Genomic DNA, 22,956 nt, shown 5'->3' with positions numbered 1-22,956 from the left:
TTGGCTGGAACTGTAAAAGTCTATGGCCTTGATTACACGTTGTCCTGTTTGCGGTACGCAGTTCAAGGTTGTTCCTGACCAGCTCAGGATTTCCGAGGGCTGGGTACGTTGTGGTCAATGTGCAGAGGTTTTTGATGCCTCCAGCGATCTTCAGCAAGGTGAGATGGCGATGCCAGGGACGGCGGTTTTAGGTGCTGCTGTCGCTCCCGTTCTTGATGCTGCACCTGTAGAAAGTGTGGGAGTAGATGCGGATCTACCCCATGCTCCGTATTTGAATCCTACTGAGCCTGAGTCGTTTACCAATTACCTGAATCAGGCATCGGTGTCGTCAGTGCTTCCCGTTCAAGAAGATGTCTTACCCGAGGAGCCCGAAGAGGGGCCTGCGGCACCACTACTTCCTCCGGATATAGAGGCTGCTGGGGGCCAGGAGTCGGATGTTTTCCCGGTTGTCGACCAAGTTGACGTAAATGTGCTGCCTGAAGCGGAGCTTGAGGCGGAGCCTGAAGATGCGCCAGAGCTTGAAGAGCAGCCATTGTCTTCACCTGTGCTTTTTGCACCTGGACCCTCTGTAGAGTCATTGGCTGCAAATTACTCCTTTGCCCGGGCTCCAACTCCTCCAAGCGATGGTCAGACGCGGTTTGTACGCTGGGGCACCTTGTTGGGAGTGGGGTTGCTGGGCTTGCTGTTGGGCTTGCAGGTGCTGATGTACGGGCGGGACCGTATTGTTGCCAGTTGGTCGTCCACCAAACCATGGTTCCAGTCTGCGTGTGGGTTGTTGGGGTGCGAGGTGCAGGCGCTGCGACATATAGAGTCCATTGCCATCGACAGTTCATCGCTGAGTGTTGCGCATAACGACGCTTACCATTTGAGCCTGGTGTTAAAAAATCATGCGATGGTTGATTTGGCGATGCCTGCACTGGAGTTCGTGCTGACGGATGGTGATGAGCAGGCGTTGTTCCGTCGCGTGCTGTCCCCATCGGATTTCGGCGGGGCATCCCGATTGTTATTTGCAGGACGGGAATGGGCAACATCGGTCGATGTGCAGGTGTTGGACAATGCCATGAAGTCCCATATCGTCGGCTACCGCTTGCTGGCGTTTTACCCCTGAAGTAAAAAAGGCCTGGCATCTTGCGATGCCAGGCCTGAGACGAACAAGTCTTGTTCGATCAGGGTTTGCTTGCGGTTGGAAACGGCCAAGCAGCTTGTGGATTGAGCGTGGTCTGTGCCGAAGATGCTGCGGGGGCAGGCGCAGGCTTCGCTGCAGGGGCCTTTGTAGCTTTTTTTGCTACCGTTTTCGTGGCCTTCTTGGCCGCAGGGGCTTTCTTGGCTACAACAGCTGCCTTCTTCGCAGGAGCGGCTTTCTTGGCGGGTGCTGCCTTCTTGGCTGCTGCCTTGGGTGCAGGAGCGGCCTTTTTTGCTGCTGCCTTTACGGGTGCGGCCTTCTTGGCTGCAGCCTTTGCGGGAGCGGCCTTGGCTGCTGGAGCCTTGACTGCAACTGCCTTTTTGGCGGGTGCGGCTTTCTTGGCTGGTGCAGCTTTCTTTGCTGGCGCGACAGCAGCTTTTTTGGCCGGAGCCGCTACTTTTTTCGCAGGCGCAGCCTTCTTGGCGGGCGCGGCAGCTTTCTTTGCTGGCGCAGCCTTCACAGGTGCCGCTTTCTTTGCAGCGGGCTTAGCAGCCGCTACTTTTTTGGCTGCTGCCGCTTTCACGGGAGCCGCTTTCTTTGCGGGAACAGCCTTTTTTGCGGCTGGTTTTTTTGCAGTTGCCATTATTTTCTCCTTGATCTGTTTACAAAGAGCACTTGCTGCCGGTTGGTTGGCATCAAGCGATGCATGGTGTTGGGCCAATGCCCAGCACCATGTACTCGGGAGCGCAAACATCTACTCGCCCGTGGAGGCGAGTGGTGATTTGCGCATTGTTGGAAAGCATGGGGCAAGAAAAGCTTAATCCCAGGAGAGCGCACCGCCCGATTGGTATTCAATCACGCGGGTTTCAAAGAAATTGCGCTCTTTTTTGAGGTCGATCATTTCGCTCATCCATGGGAATGGATTTTCTTCGTGCGGGAAGCAGGCTTCCAGGCCGATCTGGGTCGCACGGCGGTTGGCAATGTAGCGCAGATAGCCTTTGAACATGGATGCGTTCATGCCTAGCACACCACGCGGCATGGTGTCTTCTGCGTACTGGTATTCCAGTTCGACGGCTTTCATGAACAGGTCTTTGATCTCGGTCTTGAACTCAGCAGTCCACAGGTGCGGATTCTCCAGCTTGAGTTGGTTGATCAAATCGATGCCAAAGTTGCAATGCATGGACTCGTCACGCAGGATGTATTGGTACTGCTCGGCTGCACCCGTCATCTTGTTCTGCCGACCCAAAGCCAGGATCTGGGTGAAGCCGACATAGAAGAACAGGCCTTCCATCAGGCATGCAAACACAATCAATGACTTCAGCAGGGTTTGGTCGTTCTCTGGAGTGCCCGTACGGAAATTCGGGTCCATGATCGCTTCAATGAAGGGGATCAGGAACTCGTCCTTGTTGCGAATGGATGCGACTTCGTTGTAGGCGTTGAAGATTTCGCTTTCATCCAGGCCCAGCGATTCCACGATGTACTGGTAGGCATGGGTATGGATGGCTTCTTCAAACGCCTGGCGCAACAGGAACTGGCGGCATTCGGGCGCCGTGATGTGGCGGTAAGTGCCCAGCACGATGTTGTTGGCGGCCAATGAGTCGGCAGTGACAAAGAAGCCGAGGTTGCGCTTGACGATACGGCGTTCATCTTCTGTCAGGCCGTTGGGGTCTTTCCAGAGCGCGATGTCGCGGGTCATGTTGACCTCTTGCGGCATCCAGTGGTTGGCGCAGGAGGCCAGGTATTTCTCCCAGGCCCATTTGTATTTGAAAGGCACCAACTGGTTGACATCGGTCTGACCATTGATGATGCGTTTGTCGGCGGCATTCACGCGACGTGCAGCCGTAGCTTGTGCGGTGACGTGTGCTGCTGCTGTGGCCACAGTGGCCTGGACGGCAACCGGTGTTGCAGCTGGTGCGGATGTAGGTGTAGCCGAAAAAACGGCGTGTGATGCCTCACGGTTGATGGGTAAACCGCTTTGCGCTGCAGATGGCGATGAGGGCGTGACTTCTTCGTCCCAGGTCAACATAAATTTTCCAATGCTAGGATTATGAGAGCAGCGTCACAAAATGAAAAGCGTTCATTTTCAACGCTGCTATTTTGTGCCGTTTGTGTTGCTCATGCGCATCGTGAAAACAAGGTTTCACGATGCGTGGCAAGCAGGCTTGGATTTATTGGCAGGCTTCGCAGCCTGGGTCGTCGATGGCGCAGAACTTGATGTCGGTTGCAGGGCTGGTGGCCAGTGCATCGGCGTTGATTTGCTGGCGTGCTGCGACTGCGGCTGCATCGACCGCGCTCATGGTTTGCCCAGGAGCTTGACCTGACGAAACTGCATTCATGCGGCCTGCCGCCACAGTGGATTTCTCCACGTGGGTGGCACTGCGGGTACGCAGGTAGTAAGTCGTTTTCAGGCCGCGCGTCCATGCCAGCTTGTAGGTGTCGTCGAGCTTCTTGCCGGAGGCGCCGGCCATGTATATGTTGAGCGACTGGGCTTGGTCTATCCATTTCTGGCGGCGTGACGCAGCTTCGACCAGCCAGGTGGTTTCCACTTCGAAGGCCGTGCGGTACAGCGCCTTGATTTCGTTTGGTACGCGGTCAATTGATTGCAGTGAACCGTCGAAATGTTTCAGGTCCATCAGCATCACGTTGTCCCACAGGCCCAAGCGCTTCAGGTCATGTACCAGGTAGCTGTTGATGACGGTGAATTCGCCGGACAGATTGGACTTGACGGACAGGTTGCCAAAGCAGGGCTCGATAGATGCATCCACGCCGATGATGTTGGAAATCGTGGCCGTAGGGGCGATGGCGACGCAGTTGGAGTTGCGCATGCCGTCGGCCTTGATTTTTTGGCGCAGCGCGTCCCAGTCCAGTGTTGCCGAACGGTCCACGTCTACGTAGCCGCCGCGGGCTTGGGCCAGCAGGTCCAGTGTGTCCAGTGGCAGGATGCCCTGGTCCCACAGGGAGCCCTTGTAGGTGGAGTATTGGCCGCGCTCTTTGGCCAGCTCGCTGGATGCCCAGTAGGCGTAGTAGCAGATGGCTTCCATCGATGTGTCTGCGAATGCCACAGCGCCTTCACTGGCATAGGCGATGCGCAGCGCGTACAGACTGTCTTGGAAGCCCATCAAGCCCAGGCCAACCGGGCGGTGGCGCATATTCGAGTCGCGGGCTTTTTTGACGGCGTAGTAGTTGATGTCGATCACGTTGTCGAGCATGCGCATGGCCGTGGAAATGGTCTTTTGCAGCTTGGCGTGGTCGAGTTGGCCGTTGGTGATGTGTTGGCGCAGATTGACCGACCCCAGGTTGCACACAGCGGTTTCGTCATCACTGGTGTTCAGCGTGATTTCTGTGCACAGATTGGATGAGTGCACCACACCGGCATGCTGCTGTGGGCTGCGCACATTGCAGGCATCCTTGAAGGTGATCCAGGGGTGGCCGGTTTCGAACAGCATGGTCAGCATCTTGCGCCACAGGTCGCTCGCTGGCAGGGTGCGCGAAGGCTTGATTTCACCGCGTTGGGCCTTGGCTTCGTAGGCGGTGTAGGCCTTTTCGAAATCGACTCCGAACTTGTCGTGCAGGTCGGGCACGTTGGAGGGTGAGAACAGCGTCCAGCTGCCGCCTTCCATGACGCGGCGCATGAACAGATCCGGCACCCAGTTGGCGGTGTTCATGTCGTGGGTGCGGCGGCGGTCATCGCCGGTGTTCTTGCGCAGCTCCAGGAATTCTTCGATGTCCAGATGCCAGGTTTCCAGGTAGGTGCAGACCGCGCCCTTGCGCTTGCCGCCCTGGTTCACCGCGACAGCGGTGTCGTTTACAACCTTCAGGAAGGGAACCACACCTTGCGATTCGCCATTCGTGCCTTTGATGTGGCTGCCCAGGGCGCGCACACGGGTCCAGTCGTTGCCCAGGCCGCCGGCAAACTTGGACAGCAAGGCGTTTTCCTTGATGGACTCGTAAATGCCGTCCAGATCGTCGGGCACGGTGGTTAGATAGCAGGACGACAGCTGGGGGCGCAGCGTGCCGCTGTTGAACAGCGTGGGCGTGCTGGACATGAAGTCAAACGCCGACATGACTTCGTAGAACTCGATGGCGCGGGCTTCGCGGTCGGTTTCGTTCAGGGCCAGGCCCATGGCTACGCGCATGAAGAAGGCCTGTGGCAGTTCGATGCGGGTCTTGCGGATGTGCAGGAAATAGCGGTCGTACAGGGTCTGCAGGCCCAGGTAATCAAACTGCAGGTCGCGCTGGGGCTTGAGTGCCGCGCCGAGCTTTTGCAGGTCGAAGGTCAGCAGCTTGGCATCCAGCAGTTCAGCGTCTACACCCTTTTGGATATAGCTGGGGAAGTAGTTGGCGTATTCCTGTGCCAGTTCGGCTTGCGTGACGTCCTTGCCCAGTACTTCTTTGGCAATGGTGTGCAACAGCAGGCGGGCGGTGGCGTAGGTGTAGTCGGGGTCGGTTTCGATCAGGGTACGGGCAGCCAGAATGGCGGCCTTGTAGACCTCTTCCATGGGCACGCCGTCGTACAGGTTGCGCATGGTTTCCGCCACGATGGGGGCGGCCGTCACTTCGCCGCCCAGGTTGGCGCAGGCCTGTTCGATCAGTTGTTGCAAGCGTGCCGTGTCCAATGGCACGCGTTGGCCCGCGTCCAGTACATGCAGCACGGGGGCTGCTGGTGCCTGTTCAACGCTTTGTTTGGCACGCTCTTGGGAATGGCGCTCGCGGTACAGCACATAGGCGCGCGCGACTTCATGGTGGCCGCCGCGCATGAGGCCCAGTTCCACATGGTCCTGCACGTCTTCGATATGGAAGGTACCGCCGCCTGGACGCGAGCGCACCAAAGCCCGAATCACGCCCTGCGTCAACGCGTCCACCACTTCGCGCACGCTGGCTGATGCTGCGCCTTGCGTGCCGTGCACGGCCAAGAAGGCTTTCATCATGGCGATGGCAATTTTGCCCGGCTCAAAAGGCACGACTGCGCCATTGCGGCGGATGACCTGGTAGTGGGCCAGCGTACCTTGCACTGCGGCGTCGCCATGGCTTGCGTCGTGGAGCGTGGAGTGTGGCTGGGGGACGGTAGACGGGGTGTTCAACGCGGTTTGCATAGCTTCCTTTGGACTTTTGGGACAGTATGAAGAGTGGAATGGGCGGTAATGGCAACCGCCGCAGCGAAACTGAGGTGCTTCGTAGCACTGGCTGGACACTATATATAGGGTCTTAAATCAATTCAAGCCACTACCGGTAGTGTACCGCCCTGCGAATAGCGCCTTGCGTGTCGGGTTTTGTTTGAGCACGGAGTGCAACCCTCCGGCAAGTGTTGTACTGCCTTGTCTGCGGCAGAAAAACCTAGGCTGGATGCGGGTTCTCGCCGGATTTGCCTTGTTTGGCAGCGTAATTCCTGGGGTGAGGCATGTGTCCGGGTGTATCTGGCCGCAGCCAGCAAGCTAAAAATATTTCTCAGAGTCCGGTGCCGAGCGGGAAATAACGGGCGTCCCAACCGGTTCCGCGTTGCAGCCTTGGCCAGCTGAAGCCGGTTCCTGGGTCTTTTTTTCGGCCTGGGGCGATATGTTCATGGCCTGCGATATGGCGTATCGGATAGGCTTGTGCGATGGCCGGAACCAGACTGGTCAGGGTTTCATATTGCGCGGCTTCGAAGCTGTCGCCTTCCAGGCCTTCCAGTTCGATACCTATGGAGTCATCGTTGCAGTTGCTGCGCCCCCGGTACTGGGATACCCCGGCATGCCAGGCTCGGTCGTCCGTACTCACAAACTGCCACAGCTCGCCATTGCGGCGTATATAGAAGTGGGCAGATACCTGCAGCCCGCGGATGCTGTTGAAATAGGGGTGGGCGTCCCAGTCCAGCGTATTGGCGAACAATGCCATCACCTCGTCTCCGCCATATTGCCCCGGCGGCAGGCTGATGGAATGGATCACCACCAGGTCGATGCGTGCCTGGGGTGGGCGTGGGCCGTAATTTGGCGAGCGTTGCTGGTGGGCAAAACGGTACCAGCCGTTTGACCACAGGGGGCGGCTGGGCTCGGTTGCTGCTTTAGGCGTCATGGGGCTCGTTGTCCTGCGGAGTGGCGATGTTGAGCCGTTCGATGCGGTAGCGTATCTGGCGCAGGCTCAGTCCCAGGCGATTGGCTGCCGCTGTGCGGTTGAAACCTGTTTCATGCAGTACCTTGACCAGGATCTCTCGCTCCTGCCGGTCCAGAAATGCCTGCAGGTCAGAGGGGACCGAGTCCAGGGTCCAGGGACTTGACGAGATACCGGGATCGGCGGGGGCCGTCGGCTCTGATGAGGTTTCGGGCAGCGGTACCAAGCCCATGTCCTGCGTGGGTTCAAAGTCCAGGTCCAGGTGCAAGGCTTCACCATCACCCATGGCGACCGCGCGGTGTAGCAGGTTTTCAAGTTCACGCACATTGCCGCCCAGCGGGTGGTTGGCCAACTGCTCCAGCAGTTCACAGGATAGGCGCGGTGGCGGCATGCCCGACTCTTGTGCGATGCGCTCCAGCAAGGCCTCGCATAGCGACGGCAGGTCTCCGCGGCGCTCGCGTAGTGGCGGGATGGCGATCTCGATCACATTCAAGCGGTAGTACAAATCCTGGCGGAAGCGGCCGGCCTTGACATCGGCGGCCAGGTCCTTGTGCGTAGCGCTGACGATGCGTACGTCTACCGCCTCTTCCTGGACCGAGCCCAGGGCACGTACGCTGCGCTCCTGTATGGCCCGCAGCAGCTTGGACTGCATGGCCAGGGGGAGGTCGCCAATTTCATCCAAAAACAAGGTGCCATTGCGGGCGGCCTGGAAGTAACCTTGTCGGTCTTGCGTGGCACCGGTGTACGAGCCTTTTTTGGCACCGAAGAACTCGGCTTCCAGCAGGTTCTCGGGGATGGCGCTGCAATTCACCGCCACCAGTGGGCCAGCGGCGCGGTGGCTGTTGGCGTGCAGGGCTTGGGCCACAAGCTCTTTGCCGGTGCCTGATTCGCCTCGAACCAGTACCGGTGCCATGCTGCGCGCGACCTTGATGATGCGCTGCTTGACTTGCTGCATGGCGTCCGAGGTGCCCACCAATTTTTGTAGCGCACTGTTCCCGGAAGCTGTGCGTTGGGGCTCCTTTTCATTCGGGGGGGCGGTGCGCTGTGTTCGGTTGCTGTCCTGGATCGCCGACGCCACCACGGTGCGAAATTGCTTCAGGTCCACCGGCTTGGTCAGGTAGTCGAAAGCACCAGCCTTCAGTGCCTCCACGGCATTTTCGGCCGAGCCGTAGGCGGTCATGACGATGACGCGCTCAGCGCGTTGCTGGGCTTTCAGGCTGTGCAATAGTGTGCTCCCCAGGCCGTCAGGTAGGCGCATATCGGTGATCACGACGTCGAAGCGCTGCTGGTCCAGCATCAGGCGGGCCTCTTGCAGGTCGGCTGCGGTGTCGATACGGTAGCCCTCGCGCAGCAAGGTCAGCTCATACAGCGTGCGCAAATCGGGTTCATCATCCACCACCAAGACGGATGCCGGGGAGGATGCACTGGATGAGGCCATGGTCAGACGGGTTGGATATCTAAAGGACGTGCCGCCAGGCTGCTTGGCTTGGGCGGGCGGAATTGCACAAAAAACTCATTGCCTTGTACTTCCTGGCCATTGCGCACCCGCGTCGCACGCTGGTAGCCGATGCTGGCGCGGTGGCGTTCGCACAATTCCCGGCAAATATACAGACCCAGTCCGCTGGAGCGGCTCTCAGAGCTGAAAAAAGGTTCAAACAAATGCTGCTCTACGGTTTGCTCCAGAGCTGGGCCGTCACTCCAGACTTGCAGATGCGATTGCTGGTTGGCCGACAGGCTGGTGCTGACCTGGATGGCCTCGGGCTGTGTGCTGACGTGGCGTGCGGCGTTGTCCAGCAGATTCAGCAGTACGCGCCGCAAATGGTCGGCATCGAAGTCCACCGGCATGCCCAGAGTGGCAGGGGTAACCTTGACTTGCTGGCGGCGCGCGTCCTGTTGCGTCCAATCGGCGCAAATGTTGTTGATGGCTTCGTCCAGACGGGTTTGCGGTGGCCGGCCGGTGCCGGAGTGCTGCAGGCGGGCAATACCCAGCACTTCATCAACGATCTTGGACAGCCGCAATGCATTCTGTTGCACCATATGCGTCAGCCGCTGGTGGGCCGGGTCTGTCAGGTCTTCTTCCAATAGCGCGTTGGCTTGGGTAATGGCGGCCAGTGGGTTGCGGATTTCATGGGCTACGGCGGCCGACATACGGCCCATGGCGGCCATTTTTTCAGTGCGTAGCCGGGCCTCAATTTCACGCAGATCGTGCAAAAACAGCACGCACAGGCTTTCCGTGCGAGCGGCCTGCGCCACCGTCATGCGGGTGCGGACCCGTACGCGGCGCGGGCTTTTGCCCGTCGCGTGGATGCTGATGTCACCGTTCTGGGGGCTCTCCGTGGCAAACGTCTTTTGCGCCAGCGCCAGCAGAGTGCGCCAACCGGGCTCACTGGACAAGAGTAGCGGAGGGCCTGCCTCTGCTCCCAGCAGCCAGCGGGCTGCCGGGTTGGCGGTACGGGTGGCGCCGTGGATATCGACCACCAGCACACCGTCGGCCAGGGTTTCGATCACCAATTCATTGACGCGGGTCTGCAGCTGTGCGTTCATCTGGCTGCGCAAGGCTAGCTGTTCTTCGCCCTCCAGTCGGGCTGCCAGTTGATTGACCAGGAAGGCCACCACGAAATACCCCATGCCGGTGAGCCCGCTTTGCACCAACCGGGCGGTACCGTCCGCGCTGTGGTGGGACGTCCACCAGGCTTCCAGCAGCAACAGCAGGGTCATGCCGGCCGCCGTACCCAGGGCAATGCGGCGCGAACCCTGCACCGCGGCCAGCAGTACTGGCAGCGCCAGCAGCGGGCTGTAGTTGATGCTGCTGGACTCCAGCAGCTGCAAAATGGAGAACACCAGCGCATCCACGCCGACCGTGCCGGCCCAGTAGCGGGCCGGCGGCTGTGCATCGCCGCTGGGGTGCACGCGCAGGCGCACCGCCAGGGTGCTGGCGAAATAGCCTACGCAGAACAGCAGCATCCACAGTGATACATCCTGGCCCAGAGCCCACAGTGAGACATGCAGCAACAGAATAGCCAGCGCAATGCTGACCCGGGCTGTCATGAACCCGTACCAGACCCGTGCCAGCGCCAGCGGCGCGCTGGGGGCCTGCAGGGTGGGGGTGGTGTTTGCCATTACCCTTCTGCCTGCTTGCGGTGTGCTTCGCCGCAGTAAGCGCCGTGCGCCGTGTGGATGGCCTCGGTGGACGGCAGATGTACGCCGCAGACCCGGCAAGTCACCATGTTTTGCAACTCCGCAGGGCGGCGCGGCGCTTGGGGGCGTTCGGCGAGTCGCCTTGATCGCCACAGCCATACGCCGAACAATACGGCCAGCAAGACCAGCAATAGCTTCATATGCCGCGCCTCAACACCACTTCCAGTACAAACTGCGAACCCACATAGGCCAGCAACAGCAGGCCGGCGCCTATGTACAGCACCCGCACGGCTTTGCGCCCGCGCCAGCCAAAGCGGCTGCGCCCCAGCAGCAGAATCGCAAAGGTCAACCAGGACAGCAGCGAAAACACGGTCTTGTGGCTCCATCGCCAGCCATGTACTCCATACAGCTGTTCGTCAAAAAACCAGCCCACCAGCAGAGTGGCGGACAGCAGCACAAAGCCCGCCGTGACCAGCCGGAACGTCAGCCGTTCCAACGTCAGCAAGGGTAGGCCGCTGGGTGCTTCTGCGGCGTTGCGCATCTGCCGTTCGGCCCGGGTCATCAGCCAGGCGTGCACCACCGCCGCCGCAAACAAGCCATAGGACGCAATGCCCAGGGCCCAGTGCAGAGGCAGCCAGGGCGAGGCAATGTCGTGCAGTGAACTGCCCGGAAACAACAAGGCCAGTAGTACCGCTACCGCCCCCAGTCCGGCCAGGGCCCAGCGTGCCTCCAGCTGCGGGAACAGATGGCTTTCAACCGCATATACCGTCAGCACCAGCCAAGCCGTGACCGATAAGGCCGGGGCAAAGCCGAAGTGCGGTGGCGAGTTAAATAAGCCTATGCTGAGTGCCAGCCCGTGCAATAGCCAAGCCAGCCACAACGCGCTTTTGCTGGCCCGCATGCTGAGGTGCGGGGCGCCTAGCGCGGGTACCGCATAGGCCAGAGCGGCAGCCACGCACAGCAGCACGTTGGCGAAGGGCGCAGTCGTTAAAATCATGGGCACAGTTTAGCGTTTCGCCCCGTACCCAGTCCTTGGCGCGGGCCTGCCTTGCGCAGCACCCGCACAACCCTCTCCGGAAATTTCTTATGGCCTCCGCCCTCACCGACAAACTCTCCCGCCTAGTCAAGGAAATCCGAGGCCAGGCCCGCATCACCGAGTCCAATGTGGCGGACATGCTGCGCGAAGTGCGCATGGCCCTGCTGGAGGCCGACGTGGCCTTGCCGGTGGTCCGTGACTTCATTGCCCGGGTGAAAGAAAAAGCCTTGGGCCAGGAGGTCATGGGCTCGCTGTCGCCCGGCCAGGCACTGGTGGGCATTGTCAACCGTGAGCTCAGCCGCACCATGGGCGAGGGTGTGAGCGACATCAATCTGGCAGCCCAGCCACCCGCCGTGATTTTGATGGCCGGTCTGCAAGGGGCGGGCAAGACCACTACCACCGCCAAGCTGGCCAAGCACCTGATCGAAAAGCGCAAGAAGAAGGTGCTCACCGTGTCCGGCGACGTCTACCGCCCTGCTGCCATCGAGCAGCTGAAGATGGTCACCAAGCAAGCCGGTGCCGAGTGGTTCCCCAGCACGCCTGACCAAAAGCCCGCCGACATCGCCGCAGCCGCCATCGATTACGCCCGCAAGCACTACTTTGACGTGCTGCTGGTCGATACCGCCGGCCGCCTGGCCATCGATGAAGTGCTGATGAACGAAATCAAGGGCCTGCACGCGCTGCTCAAGCCAGTGGAAACCCTGTTTGTGGTCGACGCCATGCAGGGCCAGGACGCGATCAATACCGCCAAGGCTTTCTCTGATGCCCTGCCGCTGACCGGCATCATCCTGACCAAGACCGATGGTGATTCCCGTGGCGGTGCGGCCCTGTCGGTGCGCCATGTCACCGGCGTGCCGATCAAGTTTGCCGGTACCAGCGAAAAGATCGACGGACTGGAAGTGTTTGACGCTGAGCGCCACGCTGGGCGGGTGCTGGGCATGGGCGACATCCTGGCCCTGGTCGAACAGGTCACGGCCGGCGTGGACATGGCCGCCGCGCAAAAGCTCGCCCTGAAGGTGAAGAGCGGCGAGAGCTTTGACCTAAACGACTTCCTGGGCCAGATCCAGCAGATGAAGCAGATGGGCGGCCTGTCCAGTCTGATGGATAAGCTGCCCACCCAGATGACCGCCAAGGCCGGTCAAATGGACATGGACAAGGCCGAACGCGACATCCGACGCAAGGAAGGCATCATCCACAGCATGACCCCGCTGGAGCGCCGCAAGCCCGACCTGATCAAGGCCACCCGCAAGCGCCGCATCGCCGCCGGTGCCGGCGTGCAGGTGCAAGAGGTCAACCGCATGCTGAACGAGTTTGGCCAGATGCAGGAAATGATGAAAAAGATGAAGGGCGGCGGCATGATGAAGATGCTCAAGCGCATGGGCGGTATGAAGGGCATGCCCAAGATGCCGTTTTAGGCTTTTAAGCCTTTTGGGCTGCCAGCGCAGGTGGTCGTTCCACCGGGGTATAGGGAAAGGTATCAAGGACGATATCTATGCGGGCATAGCTTTTCAGGTACTTTTGCCGTGGCAACGGGCCCGCCAGAGTGACCCGGGACGCATCGATACCTGCGCTTTCCAGTTTTGCTCGGAATTGTTGCTGGAACGCTTCGTCACTAACCGGATGGTTGGAGGGCTGTCAAGCGCACCGCGCGGGCACGGATGGCTTGCTATATCCAAACGAAAATGGTTCGGTTACAAAAAACATATCCGGCATTACCCTGGGTTCACCGGGTTTGCAGACTTTGGGCGACTGAAGCGGGGCTTGCTGAGGTATTCTGAACATTAACTTACATTTTCGGGGCAAGATGGCTCACATGAAAAATCTCAAGATTTCCACCCGGCTGCTGGTATTGGTCGGTGTTTTATCGGCCTTGCTGGTGGCGATTGGCGCACTTGGTCTGTTCGGGATCGCCAAGTCGAATGGGGCCATCGAGTCCATGTACAAGGACCGCATGCAGACCCAGACCTGGGTGTCTGACTTCTTGCTGCTTACCACGCGCAACCGCCTGCTGGTGTCCAACGCTCTGATGTCGCCGGTGCCGGAGAAGGTTGCCAAGGCCATGGCTGAGGCCACCGCCAATATCCAGAAGGTGAATACGGTGTGGGCATCGTTGTCGGCGGTGCCCATGGGGCTGGAAGGTAGCAAGCTGATCAAGGCGATTGGCGACCAGAACCAGAAGATCATGCAGGAAGGGCTGCAGCCTGCAATGGCCGCTCTGGCCAGCGAAGACACGGCCACGGCGCGGGTGCTGGTGGTGCGCAAGTTTGGTGATTTGTTCGACCCGCTGCTGGACAATACCAGCGCTCTGCTGACCCTGACCAAAGAGGCCACGCTGCGTGATTACCAAGATGCCGAGGCGCGGTACCTGGTGATTCGCAATATTGCCATCGCCGCCATCGCTGTCGGTGTCGTGTTTGCAGTACTGTTTGGTTTTGCCTTGATGCGCAGCATCACCCGGCCGCTGCAGCAGGCCAGCCAGGTGGCGAATGCGGTGGCCAGTGGCGACCTGAGCCAGCAGATCGACACCACGGGTAAGGACGAAGTGTCGTCCGTGATGCTGGCGCTCAGTTCTATGCAGTCCAGCCTATCGCAGGTGGTGGCCACGGTGCGCCGTGGATCGGAGAGCGTGGCCAATGCCAGCGCCGAGATTGCCGAAGGCAACCATGATCTGTCGGCCCGTACCGAACACCAGGCCAGTGCACTGGAGGAAACCGCTGCTTCCATGGAAGAGCTGGGCTCTACCGTGCGGCAGAACGCCGACAGCGCCTCCCAAGCCAACCAACTGGCCCTGCGTGCCAGCAAGGTTGCCATGCAGGGTGGCGAGGTGGTGGCCGAGGTAGTGACCACCATGCAGGGCATCAACGAGTCTTCGCGCAAGATCAGCGACATCATCGGCGTGATCGACGGCATCGCCTTCCAGACCAATATCCTGGCGCTGAATGCGGCGGTGGAAGCCGCCCGCGCGGGCGAGCAGGGCCGTGGCTTTGCCGTGGTGGCCAGCGAGGTGCGCAGCTTGGCTGGACGTTCGGCCGACGCAGCCAAGGAAATCAAGCAGCTGATTTCTGCCAGCGTGGAGCGCGTCGCCCAGGGTAGCCTGCTGGTGGACAAAGCCGGCACCACCATGACCGAGGTGGTGGATGCCATCCGCCGTGCCACCAGCATCATGGGCGAGATCAGTTCCGCCAGCCAGGAGCAAAGCCTGGGCGTGTCCCAGATCGGTGAAGCCGTGACCCAGATGGACCAGACCACACAGCAAAATGCCGCGCTGGTCGAGCAGATGGCGGCGGCCGCCAGCAGCATGCGCGCCCAGGCGCAAGACCTGGTGGACGCGGTGGCCGTGTTCCGGCTGCCGCAGGACCACATGGCTCTGGTGCCGATTGGTAACAACTAGGCCAACTAGCCGTACATCACACCAAGTTCAAGAGCATTTTCCTGGCACAGCGCAGACGAAATATGCGCTGCATGCTATGTTTTAAATAGCGGTTTAATGCCTGTGTGGCAAGTTTATGGACTTGTCATAAAAACATGTAGTTACAACCGCTAAGGTCTAACCCTAGGTCGCCACGTCGGCGGCGCAACATCTCCGGGCGTAGCAGGCTGCACTTGTCTGGCCTCGCCCGTTGCACAGGGTTAGCACATGAAAAATCTCAAAATATCCACCCGCCTGCTGGTACTCGTGGGGGTTTTATCGGCCCTGCTGGTCGCCGTGGGGGCCATCGGCTTGCTGGGCATTTCCCAGTCGAACGCCGTGGTGGAAGCCATGTACAAGCAGCGGATGCAGTCGATTGCCGCCCTGGGCAATTACCAGTTCCTGGCCATGCGTGCGCGGCAGGTGATTTCCGACACGCTGATCGACCCCGTGCCCCTGGTGGTCGCCAAAAATATCCAGGAGGTGGACGCCATCAGCGCTGCCTCCCAGAAGGCCTGGGATACTTTCATTGCCACCCCGATGTCCCCCGCCGCTGCAGGCCTGGTGAAGGAGCTCACCCAAAAGCGCCAAAGCTTCCAGCAAGAGGGCCTCAAACCGGTGATGGAGCGTCTGCGCGACGACGACTTTCTGCCCGCCCAGGTGCTGGTGCTGGGCAAGTTCACCGCCTTGTTCAACCCCATCAGCAACGACATCGTGGCCCTGCTCAAGCTGACCACCGACGAGGCCCAGCAAGACTATGACGCCGCTGTGCTGCGTTACCACGCCATCCGTACCGCCTGCATCGCCGCCATTGCCTTTGGCCTGCTGTTCTCCATGCTGTTTGGCTGGACGCTGATGCGCGGCATCACCGCACCCCTGCTGCGCGCTGGCGGCCTGGCCGAGGCGGTCGCCGGTGGCCGCCTGGACCAGACCGTGGACACGGCGGGCAGAGACGAGGTGGCCGCCGTGATGCAGTCCCTGGCCGCCATGCAGGCCAGCCTGTCCACTGTGGTGGTAAATGTGCGCCAGGGGGCGCAGTCCGTGGCGGCTGCCAGTGCCGAAATCGCCCAGGGAAACCACCACCTCAGCGTGCGTACCGAGCAGCAGGCCAGCGCGCTGCAGGAGACGGCCGTGTCCATGGATACGCTCAGCGCTACCGTGCAGCACAACGCCAGCAGCGCCGTCCAGGCCAACCAGTTGGCCCAGCGCGCCAGTACGGTGGCCCAGCAGGGCGGTGCCGTAGTGGCCGAGGTGGTGACCACCATGCAGGGCATCAATGCTTCTTCGCGCAAGATCAGCGACATCATTGGCGTGATCGACGGCATCGCCTTCCAGACCAATATCTTGGCCTTGAATGCTGCCGTGGAAGCCGCCCGCGCCGGCGAGCAGGGCCGTGGCTTTGCCGTGGTGGCCAGCGAAGTGCGTAGCCTGGCCGGCCGCAGCGCCGACGCGGCCCGGGAGATCAAACTGCTGATCTCCGCCAGCGTGGACCGCGTCGCCCAGGGCTCGGCGCTGGTGGACAGGGCCGGCGCCACCATGGGCGAGGTGGTGGACGCGATCCGCCAGGTGACCGCCATCGTGGCCGAGATCAGCGCCGCCAGCAGCGGCCAAAGCGCGGGCGTGGCCCACATCCTGCAGGCCGTGGGCCAGATCGACCAGGCGACCCAGCAAAACGCGGCCATGGTCGAGGAAATGGCCGCAGCAGCCCGCAGCATGAAGACCCAGGCGCACGAGCTGGTGGCTGCCGTGGAGGTTTTTACCCTGCCCGAGCAGCCGCTGCTTGGGGCTGTGGAGTCGCGTAGCTTGCTATTGAATGCATAGCTGCTGGCGCAGGTTTTGTCTGCGCTAGCAGGTTTTTTGCTGGTTAGAATCCAGCGCCCATGACTGTGCCTGCCATTTCACGCCCCCGTTGCCCGGCCTGCCTGCGCCCGCAGCGCGCCTGCATCTGCGCCTGGGTGCGGCCGACCGAACATGCCGTGGAGCTGTTGCTGCTGCAGCACCCGCTGGAGGTGGACCAAGCCAAGGGCAGCGCGCGCCTGCTGCACCTGAGCCTGCCGCACAGCCGCATGTTGGTCTGCGAAGCCCTGGCGGACGCCGCACTGCTGACGGCTCCCTGGAGCCGGCCTGCGCCGCAACACACCGTGCTGCTCTACCCCGACACGCCGGAAGACGCTGCCCTGGGCCTGCTGCCAGCACCCTCGCTGGACCCCGCAGCGCTGCAAGACCCGGCGCAGATCCGCCTGGTGGTGCTGGACGGCACCTGGCGCAAAAGCCGCAAGATGCTCTACCAAAGCCCCGCGCTGCAGCAACTGCCGCGTCTGGGCCTGCGCGACGTGCCGGCCTCGCGCTACCGCATCCGCAAGGCGCACCGGCCGGACCAGTTGTCCACGCTGGAGGCGACATGCCAAGCCTTGGCTCAGCTGGAGGGTGACGCCGGGCGCTTTCAGCCTTTGCTGGACGCGTTTGATGGATTTGTGGCGCAGCAACTGGCGTACCGGCCAGCTTAAATTTGCTGCGGTTTTAATAGCAGCTTACGCAAGTACTACCTGCGCCAGAGCCCGATTTCTTTTAAATCCCTAATGGATCGACGTCAATCGCCCAGCGGATCAGCCCCTTAGCCTCGGGCTGGCTGCGGGTGGCGCGCAGCACGGCTTGCCAGGTCGACAAGAAGCGTTGCAGCGCCTGGCGCGATGGGCTTTCCACCAGCATCTGGGCGCGCTCGACATTCGCCACCCGCTGCACGCCCATGGGCACGGCGGGGTAGAGCGTGACGCGGTCGGCATCAGGCACATCGCAGGCGGCGGCACTGGCCAGGGTCAGGAAGGCCTGGGCGGCCTTCTGCGTGCGCGCCTCGGCCCGCACCAGGGCCTGGTAGCTGAAGGGCGGCATGCCGGCGCCCAGGCGCTCGCCCAACTGGCTCTGCGCGAACGCCGGGTAGTCGTGCTGGCGCAGCGCGGTAAACAGCGGGTGGGTGGGGTGCTCGGTCTGCACCCACATCTCGCTGGCCGCGCTATGGGCGGCGTCGCGGCCGGCGCGGCCCCCGGCCTGCATCAGCAGGCTGAAGAGTCGCTCCGGCGCACGGAAGTCGCTGGAGAACAGCGCGCCGTCCGGGTTGATAGCCGCCACCAGGGTGATGCGGCGAAAGTCGTGGCCCTTGGCAATCATCTGCGTGCCGACCAGCACATCCACCGCGCCGGTGTGCACCTGGTCCAGCTGGGCTTCCAGCGCGCCCTTGGCCTTGGTGCTGTCGGCGTCTATGCGCGCCACCACCACAGCTCCGCCGTCGGGGCGGCGCAGGTTGACCAGTAGCTCGGCCAGGTGTTCTTCCAGCCGCTCGGTGCCCCGGCCTACGGGCGAGATGTCGGGGTTGCCGCAGCTCGGGCAGGCGCGCGGCACCGGCTCGGCGTAGCCGCAGTGGTGGCAGCGCAGGCTGCGGTCGATCTTGTGGAACACGCGGTAGGCGCTGCAGTGCGGGCATTCGCTCTTCCACTCGCAGGCGCTGCAGGCCAGCACCGGGGCGTAGCCGCGCCGGTTCAAAAACACCATGCTTTGCTCGCCGCGCTCCACCCGCTGCTGGATGGCGGCCAGCAGCGGGGGCGAGAACACGGTTTTCTTCTGCTGCAGATTCATGTCCACCAGGCGCACCTTGGGCAGGGCGCCAGCGCCTATGCGGCTGGGCATGGATAGGCGCACGTAGCGGCCGCCCTCCGCGGCCGGGCGGCTGTGGTGCCAGCTCTCCAGCGAGGGCGTGGCCGAGCCCAGCAGCACCTTGCAGGGCGTGGCTGCGGCGTCGGCCTGGGTGGCTAGGCGGGTTTCCAGCTGGCTGCGGTAGACGGCCAGGTCGCGCGCCGAGTAGCGGGCGCCTTCCTGCTGCTTGTAGCTGGGGTCGTGCTCTTCATCCACCACGATGAGTTTCAGGTGCGGCATGGAGGCAAACACCGCCATGCGCGTGCCCAGCACGATGCGGGCCGTGCCATGGTGGGCCGCCATCCAGCTTTTCAGACGCTGCGGCGGCGTCATGCCGCTGTGCATGGACACCACCGAGGCGGCGCCATACTGCGGCTCGAAGCGTTCGCGGAAACGCGCCTCCAGCTGCGGCGTGAGGTTGATCTCGGGCACCATCACCAGTGCCTGGGCGGTGGGGTCGCGGGCCAGCAGGCTTTGCACCAGCTGCAGGTACACCTCGGTCTTGCCGCTGCCGGTGGCGCCGAACAATAGGAACGGCCCGGCCTGTGCATCAAATTCGGCGATGGCGCTGGTTTGTTCTGCGCTGAGTGCTGCGGAATGTGTAGCGTCTTCGGTTCCTGCTGCTGCACCAATCGGTGGGCGCTTGAGTCGGCGTGCCAGTTGGGTGGTGTCCAGTTCGCGCAATTGCGGGGGCAGGGCGGCCAACGCCACCTCGCCCACGGCGCGCTGGTAGTACTGGGCGGCAAACTGCACCAGGCCGCGCCAGGCGGCGTTCAGCGGCAGCAGCCCGTCCAGCGCCGCGCTGAGGGGGCGGATCTCGAAGTCACTGTCTTCTGGCATCACATCCCACACCACGCCCAGGGTTTCGCGCTTGCCCAGCGGCACCCGCACCAGGCTGCCGGGTGGCAGCGGCGTGGCGTGGCTGTAGGTCAGCGGGCCGGACAGTGCGCTGTGGGCGGGGGTTTGGACAACGACGGAAAGCCGGTGGGACATGTGGGGTGGTGGAGGGTGCAGCTTATGTGCGTTTGTTCACGAAAACTTGTGGATTGGAGCCTAAGTGCTTGATTTACAAATGATTTGAAAGCTATCCCAAGAAGCTGTGGATAACTTTGTTGATATCCCAAGCGGGGGCTCTGTAAAGGCCCGTAAATCAAGGCTCTCAACACTTTGCCTGTAAAAAAAGCATTTTCAGATGACTATATAAATCAACCACTTACGTGCGCTATTCGTTTTATAGCGGCTTGCTGCTTTACGGCCGCTTCACCAAAGGGCAAGCACAAGTTTTGTGCATAACTGGGGCTTGCCAAAACTATTTTTCGCGTGCAGGGCCGCTATTTAGGCCCGGATTCGGTGCGAAGCCCGGTGCACAGCGGCCACCAGTGCGGCCACATGCTCTGGCGGTGTGTACTGGCTGATGCCATGGCCCAGGTTGAAGATGTGTGTCGGCCCGGTGCCGGCGCCCTGATGGGGCCGGCCGAAGCTTTGCACCACCTTGTCCACCTCGGCTTCTATCTGCGCTGGCGGCGCGAACAACACGTTCGGATCGATATTGCCTTGCAATGCTTTGCTGCCGCCAACGAGAGCGCGCGCCTTGGCCAGGTTTACCGTCCAGTCCAGGCCCAGCACCTCGCAGTCCAGGCCGGCCATCTCGTCCAGCCACAGGCCACCGCCCTTGGTGAACACCAGGCGCGGAATGCGTTGGCCGTTGTGCTCGGTCTTGAGTTGCTTGAGCACCTGCTGGGTATAGGCCATGCTGAACTGCTGGAACGCGCCATCGGCCAGCACGCCGCCCCAGCTGTCGAAAATCATCACCGCCTGGGCGCCGGCTTCGATCTGCGCGTTCAGGTAGGCCGCGACCGCGTCGGCATTCACCTGCAGCATGCGGTGCATCAGGTCCGGGCGGCTGTACAGCATGCTCTTGACCAGGCGGTAGTCGTCCGAGCCCTTGCCTTCGACCATGTAGCAGGCCAGCGTCCAGGGGCTGCCCGAGAAGCCAATCAGCGGCACGCGGCCGTTCAGGGCCTTGCGGATCGAGGTGACGGCGTCGAAGACGTAGCGCAGCTTGTCCATGTCGGGCACCTGCAGTGCGGCCACGGCGGCCTCGTCACGCACCGCGTGGGCGAAGCGCGGGCCTTCGCCCTGTGCAAAGCTCAGGCCCAGGCCCATGGCGTCGGGCACGGTGAGGATGTCGCTGAACAGGATGGCCGCGTCCAGCGGGTAGCGCTCCAGGGGCTGCAGCGTGACTTCGGTGGCGTAATCGGTATTGGTCGCCAGTCCCATGAAGCTGCCCGCCTTGGCCCGCGTGGCCACATATTCCGGCAGATAGCGGCCGGCCTGGCGCATCAGCCAGACGGGGGTGTGGTCGGTGGACTGGCGCAGGCAGGCGCGCAGGAAGCTATCGTTCTGGAGCGGGGCAAAGGACATGGTGTGCAAGCGGAGCGTGGGGAAACGCCAAGCTTACCGTACCCACCTGGCTAGATTACTCCACGCGCGGAAAGCACGGTGTGCGCCGTCTTGATGCATTTGTTCTGCACCACCCGCAGTCCGGCGGTCGTGGCGCGCTTGGCGGCTTCGCGGTGGGCGATGCCCTGCTGCATCCACACCGCCTTGGCTCCTATGGCAATGGCCTCTTCCACGATGGGCGGGATGTCCTGGCTCTTGCGGAAGCAGTTCACCACCTCGATGGTGTGCTCCTGCGCGGCGGCTTTCAGGCTGGGGTAGACCTTTTCACCCAGGATCTCGGTCGCATCCGTCACCGGGTTGACCGGAATGATGCGGTAGCCCCGCGACTGCATGGTGCTGGCAACGTCGTGGCTGGCCCGGCCCGGGTTGGGCGACAGACCCACGACCGCGATGGTGCGGGCATGGGTCAGTATTTGGCGGATGACATCAGCTTCGTTCATGCGCCACAGTTTACGCATGCAGGCGGTTCTGCGTGAATACCCTTAGCCGAAGTGGTCGAAGCCGGTCAGCGTCAGCTGCAATGCCTGGCCGTGGGCATCCACCAGGCGGATGGCCGGTCCCTGCGCCGTGCGGGGCTCTATTTGGCCGATGCGGGTCACCGGGGTCTGGGCTTGTGTGGAGGCGGCTTGCACGGCTTGGCGTGCGCTTGCGGGGGCGGTGAAGACCAGCTCGTAGTCGTCACCGCCGGCCAATACGTACTCTCTTTGCTTTTCCAAGTTAAAACTGCCGCTAGCGCAGGAGATATCTGCGCGAGTAGCTATTAAACCTGTAGCGATATCGGCATCCACCACGGCGCCCACGCCGGAGGCTTGCAGGATGTGGCCCAGGTCGCCCAGCAGGCCGTCGCTGATGTCGGCGGCCGCATTGGCCACGCCGCGCAGCGCCAGGCCCAGCGCCACTCGGGGTGTGGGGCGCTCCAGCCGCTGGCGGGCTTGGGCAAAGGCCGCTTCGGGCAGCGACAGCGTGCCGCGAAAAACCTCCAGCGCCATTCGTGCGTCACCCAGCGTGCCGCTGACGTACAGGTCGTCGCCCACGCGCGCGCCGGAGCGCAGCAGCGCCTGGCGAGGGGGGACTTCGCCAAAGACGGTGATGCAGATGTTCAAGGGTCCGCGCGTGGTGTCGCCGCCTACCAGTTCGCAGCCGTGGGCGTCGGCCAAGGCCAGCAGGCCTTGTGAGAACGGTTCCAGCCAGGCCGCATCGGCATTGGGCAGGGCCAGGGCCAGGGTGAAGGCCAGGGGCTGGGCGCCGCAGGCCGCCAGGTCGCTGAGGTTCACCGCCAGTGCCTTGTGGCCTAGCGCCGCCGGGTCCACGGTGGACAGAAAGTGCCGGCCTTCGACCAGCATGTCGCTGGATATGGCCAGCTGCATGCCGGGGCGCGGCTGCAGCAGGGCGCAGTCATCGCCCACGCCCAGCACCGCGCGCGGCGTGGGCCGGGTGAAGTAGCGGCGGATCAGGTCGAATTCGCCCATGCTGGCGCTCAGTGCAGGGTGTGCGATGCGGGCAGGCCGCTGTCGCCAGTGGAGTCGAGCACAAAGGTGGGAATAGGTACGTCGAAGCGTTCGCCGTCTTCGGCCACAAAGAAGTAGCTGCCGCGCATCGCCCCGGTGCTGCTGCGCAGCTGGCAGCCGCTGCTGTACTGGAAGGACTCGCCGGGCTGTAGCAGCGGCTGGTGGCCCACCACACCCAGGCCTTTGACCTCTTGCAGCTGGCCGTTGGCATCGCTGATGTTCCAGTGGCGCGAGATCAGCTGCGCCGCCACGCTGCCGGTGTTGCGGATGGTGATGGTGTACGCGAAGCTGAACACGGATTGCGCGGGCGCGGACTGCTCCGGCAGGTACTGCGGTACCGCTTCGATGGTGAACTGGTATTTGGGCATGGCGGCATCGTACAGCGCCGTTTTGGGCCCAAGAACGTGCTTACGGTTTATTTGAGGCCGCGTTGGGGAGCAATCGGGATGAGTTGGCTGTCAGCGCCTGCAGCATGGGCTCCCTGCCCATGCAAGGGTGATGGCTGACA

The 22,956-nt window shown here is 62.1% G+C and carries 18 protein-coding genes; 5 read left to right on the top strand and 13 right to left on the bottom strand.

The features are described 5' to 3' along the window. The first annotated feature begins 22 nt into the window (after positions 1-22). On the top strand, positions 23-1,108 hold the full coding sequence (locus AC07R0_RS24975; RefSeq protein WP_495106914.1) for a zinc-ribbon and DUF3426 domain-containing protein: 1,086 nt from the start codon (positions 23-25) through the stop codon (positions 1,106-1,108). Between the two features lie 58 nt (positions 1,109-1,166). Here the strand turns inward: AC07R0_RS24975 and AC07R0_RS24970 are convergent, their stop codons facing one another. The 8 genes from AC07R0_RS24970 to AC07R0_RS24935 form a co-directional block, all read right to left on the bottom strand. After that, on the bottom strand, positions 1,167-1,766 hold the full coding sequence (locus AC07R0_RS24970) for a histone (RefSeq protein WP_495106926.1): 600 nt from the start codon (positions 1,764-1,766) through the stop codon (positions 1,167-1,169). A 174-nt stretch (positions 1,767-1,940) separates the two neighbouring features. Beyond that, positions 1,941-3,149 (bottom strand): ribonucleotide-diphosphate reductase subunit beta, encoded by a 1,209-nt coding sequence (locus AC07R0_RS24965; protein WP_495106913.1) that lies wholly within the window; start codon positions 3,147-3,149, stop codon positions 1,941-1,943. Positions 3,150-3,291: 142 nt separating this feature from the next. Next, a complete protein-coding gene (locus tag AC07R0_RS24960) occupies positions 3,292-6,216 on the bottom strand; it encodes a ribonucleoside-diphosphate reductase subunit alpha (protein ID WP_495106912.1) in 2,925 nt (974 codons plus the stop codon). Positions 6,217-6,568: 352 nt separating this feature from the next. After that, positions 6,569-7,171: a 1,6-anhydro-N-acetylmuramyl-L-alanine amidase AmpD gene (gene ampD, locus AC07R0_RS24955; protein ID WP_495106911.1), complete on the bottom strand. Its 603-nt coding sequence runs from the start codon at positions 7,169-7,171 to the stop codon at positions 6,569-6,571. Then, positions 7,161-8,645 (bottom strand): sigma-54-dependent transcriptional regulator, encoded by a 1,485-nt coding sequence (locus AC07R0_RS24950; RefSeq protein ID WP_495106910.1) that lies wholly within the window; start codon positions 8,643-8,645, stop codon positions 7,161-7,163. The genes ampD and AC07R0_RS24950 overlap by 11 nt, the downstream gene beginning before the upstream one ends. Before the next feature lie 2 nt (positions 8,646-8,647). Continuing rightward, positions 8,648-10,327, bottom strand: a complete 1,680-nt coding sequence (locus AC07R0_RS24945) for a sensor histidine kinase (RefSeq protein WP_495106909.1) — start codon at positions 10,325-10,327, stop codon at positions 8,648-8,650. Next, positions 10,327-10,545, bottom strand: a complete 219-nt coding sequence (locus tag AC07R0_RS24940; protein ID WP_495106908.1) for a PP0621 family protein — start codon at positions 10,543-10,545, stop codon at positions 10,327-10,329. The genes AC07R0_RS24945 and AC07R0_RS24940 overlap by 1 nt, the downstream gene beginning before the upstream one ends. Further along, on the bottom strand, positions 10,542-11,342 hold the full coding sequence (locus AC07R0_RS24935) for a cytochrome C assembly family protein (RefSeq protein WP_495106907.1): 801 nt from the start codon (positions 11,340-11,342) through the stop codon (positions 10,542-10,544). The genes AC07R0_RS24940 and AC07R0_RS24935 overlap by 4 nt, the downstream gene beginning before the upstream one ends. An 89-nt stretch (positions 11,343-11,431) precedes the next feature. On the opposite strand from AC07R0_RS24935, the gene ffh reads away from it, so the two are divergent. The 4 genes from ffh (at position 11,432) to AC07R0_RS24915 (ending at position 17,297) form a co-directional block, all read left to right on the top strand. Continuing rightward, positions 11,432-12,796: a signal recognition particle protein gene (ffh, locus tag AC07R0_RS24930; RefSeq protein ID WP_495106906.1), complete on the top strand. Its 1,365-nt coding sequence runs from the start codon at positions 11,432-11,434 to the stop codon at positions 12,794-12,796. A gap of 398 nt (positions 12,797-13,194) precedes the next feature. Next, positions 13,195-14,772, top strand: coding sequence for a methyl-accepting chemotaxis protein (locus tag AC07R0_RS24925; protein ID WP_495075123.1), 1,578 nt, complete (start codon positions 13,195-13,197; stop codon positions 14,770-14,772). A 246-nt stretch (positions 14,773-15,018) separates the two neighbouring features. Further along, positions 15,019-16,611: a methyl-accepting chemotaxis protein gene (locus AC07R0_RS24920; protein WP_495106905.1), complete on the top strand. Its 1,593-nt coding sequence runs from the start codon at positions 15,019-15,021 to the stop codon at positions 16,609-16,611. Between the two features lie 59 nt (positions 16,612-16,670). Beyond that, positions 16,671-17,297: a tRNA-uridine aminocarboxypropyltransferase gene (locus AC07R0_RS24915; RefSeq protein ID WP_495106904.1), complete on the top strand. Its 627-nt coding sequence runs from the start codon at positions 16,671-16,673 to the stop codon at positions 17,295-17,297. A 61-nt stretch (positions 17,298-17,358) separates the two neighbouring features. Here the strand turns inward: AC07R0_RS24915 and priA are convergent, their stop codons facing one another. The 5 genes from priA to apaG form a co-directional block, all read right to left on the bottom strand. Further along, positions 17,359-19,470 carry a replication restart helicase PriA gene (priA, locus tag AC07R0_RS24910; protein WP_495106903.1) on the bottom strand — a complete coding sequence of 704 codons (2,112 nt, stop codon included), beginning with the start codon at positions 19,468-19,470 and terminating at the stop codon, positions 17,359-17,361. Between the two features lie 342 nt (positions 19,471-19,812). Further along, positions 19,813-20,901: a uroporphyrinogen decarboxylase gene (gene hemE / locus AC07R0_RS24905; protein ID WP_495075127.1), complete on the bottom strand. Its 1,089-nt coding sequence runs from the start codon at positions 20,899-20,901 to the stop codon at positions 19,813-19,815. A gap of 50 nt (positions 20,902-20,951) precedes the next feature. Continuing rightward, entirely contained in the window at positions 20,952-21,398 is a 447-nt protein-coding gene (locus AC07R0_RS24900) for a CoA-binding protein (protein ID WP_495075128.1), read from the bottom strand. A gap of 24 nt (positions 21,399-21,422) precedes the next feature. Further along, on the bottom strand, positions 21,423-22,409 hold the full coding sequence (gene thiL / locus AC07R0_RS24895) for a thiamine-phosphate kinase (RefSeq protein WP_495106902.1): 987 nt from the start codon (positions 22,407-22,409) through the stop codon (positions 21,423-21,425). Between the two features lie 8 nt (positions 22,410-22,417). Continuing rightward, positions 22,418-22,816: a Co2+/Mg2+ efflux facilitator ApaG/CorD gene (gene apaG / locus AC07R0_RS24890; RefSeq protein ID WP_495106901.1), complete on the bottom strand. Its 399-nt coding sequence runs from the start codon at positions 22,814-22,816 to the stop codon at positions 22,418-22,420. Positions 22,817-22,956 lie beyond the last annotated feature (140 nt).

Source organism: Rhodoferax sp. GW821-FHT07F03, assembly GCF_059418745.1.
The sequence above is the reverse complement of the archived record's forward strand: the minus strand, read 5'-3'. Positions and strand labels throughout refer to the sequence as shown.

What these genes read in the sequence shown, in the direction of transcription:
- AC07R0_RS24915 (WP_495106904.1), top strand. Translation starts at nt 16,671, where the DNA reads ATGACTGTGCCTGCCATTTCACGCCCCCGTTGCCCGGCCTGCCTGCGC.
- AC07R0_RS24960 (WP_495106912.1), bottom strand. Translation starts at nt 6,216, where the DNA reads ATGCAAACCGCGTTGAACACCCCGTCTACCGTCCCCCAGCCACACTCC.
- priA (WP_495106903.1), bottom strand. Translation starts at nt 19,470, where the DNA reads ATGTCCCACCGGCTTTCCGTCGTTGTCCAAACCCCCGCCCACAGCGCA.
- AC07R0_RS24975 (WP_495106914.1), top strand. Translation starts at nt 23, where the DNA reads ATGGCCTTGATTACACGTTGTCCTGTTTGCGGTACGCAGTTCAAGGTT.
- apaG (WP_495106901.1), bottom strand. Translation starts at nt 22,816, where the DNA reads ATGCCCAAATACCAGTTCACCATCGAAGCGGTACCGCAGTACCTGCCG.
- AC07R0_RS24925 (WP_495075123.1), top strand. Translation starts at nt 13,195, where the DNA reads ATGAAAAATCTCAAGATTTCCACCCGGCTGCTGGTATTGGTCGGTGTT.
- ampD (WP_495106911.1), bottom strand. Translation starts at nt 7,171, where the DNA reads ATGACGCCTAAAGCAGCAACCGAGCCCAGCCGCCCCCTGTGGTCAAAC.
- AC07R0_RS24970 (WP_495106926.1), bottom strand. Translation starts at nt 1,766, where the DNA reads ATGGCAACTGCAAAAAAACCAGCCGCAAAAAAGGCTGTTCCCGCAAAG.
- AC07R0_RS24945 (WP_495106909.1), bottom strand. Translation starts at nt 10,327, where the DNA reads ATGGCAAACACCACCCCCACCCTGCAGGCCCCCAGCGCGCCGCTGGCG.
- ffh (WP_495106906.1), top strand. Translation starts at nt 11,432, where the DNA reads ATGGCCTCCGCCCTCACCGACAAACTCTCCCGCCTAGTCAAGGAAATC.
- AC07R0_RS24965 (WP_495106913.1), bottom strand. Translation starts at nt 3,149, where the DNA reads ATGTTGACCTGGGACGAAGAAGTCACGCCCTCATCGCCATCTGCAGCG.
- AC07R0_RS24950 (WP_495106910.1), bottom strand. Translation starts at nt 8,645, where the DNA reads ATGGCCTCATCCAGTGCATCCTCCCCGGCATCCGTCTTGGTGGTGGAT.
- AC07R0_RS24920 (WP_495106905.1), top strand. Translation starts at nt 15,019, where the DNA reads ATGAAAAATCTCAAAATATCCACCCGCCTGCTGGTACTCGTGGGGGTT.
- hemE (WP_495075127.1), bottom strand. Translation starts at nt 20,901, where the DNA reads ATGTCCTTTGCCCCGCTCCAGAACGATAGCTTCCTGCGCGCCTGCCTG.
- AC07R0_RS24900 (WP_495075128.1), bottom strand. Translation starts at nt 21,398, where the DNA reads ATGCGTAAACTGTGGCGCATGAACGAAGCTGATGTCATCCGCCAAATA.
- AC07R0_RS24940 (WP_495106908.1), bottom strand. Translation starts at nt 10,545, where the DNA reads ATGAAGCTATTGCTGGTCTTGCTGGCCGTATTGTTCGGCGTATGGCTG.
- AC07R0_RS24935 (WP_495106907.1), bottom strand. Translation starts at nt 11,342, where the DNA reads ATGATTTTAACGACTGCGCCCTTCGCCAACGTGCTGCTGTGCGTGGCT.
- thiL (WP_495106902.1), bottom strand. Translation starts at nt 22,409, where the DNA reads ATGGGCGAATTCGACCTGATCCGCCGCTACTTCACCCGGCCCACGCCG.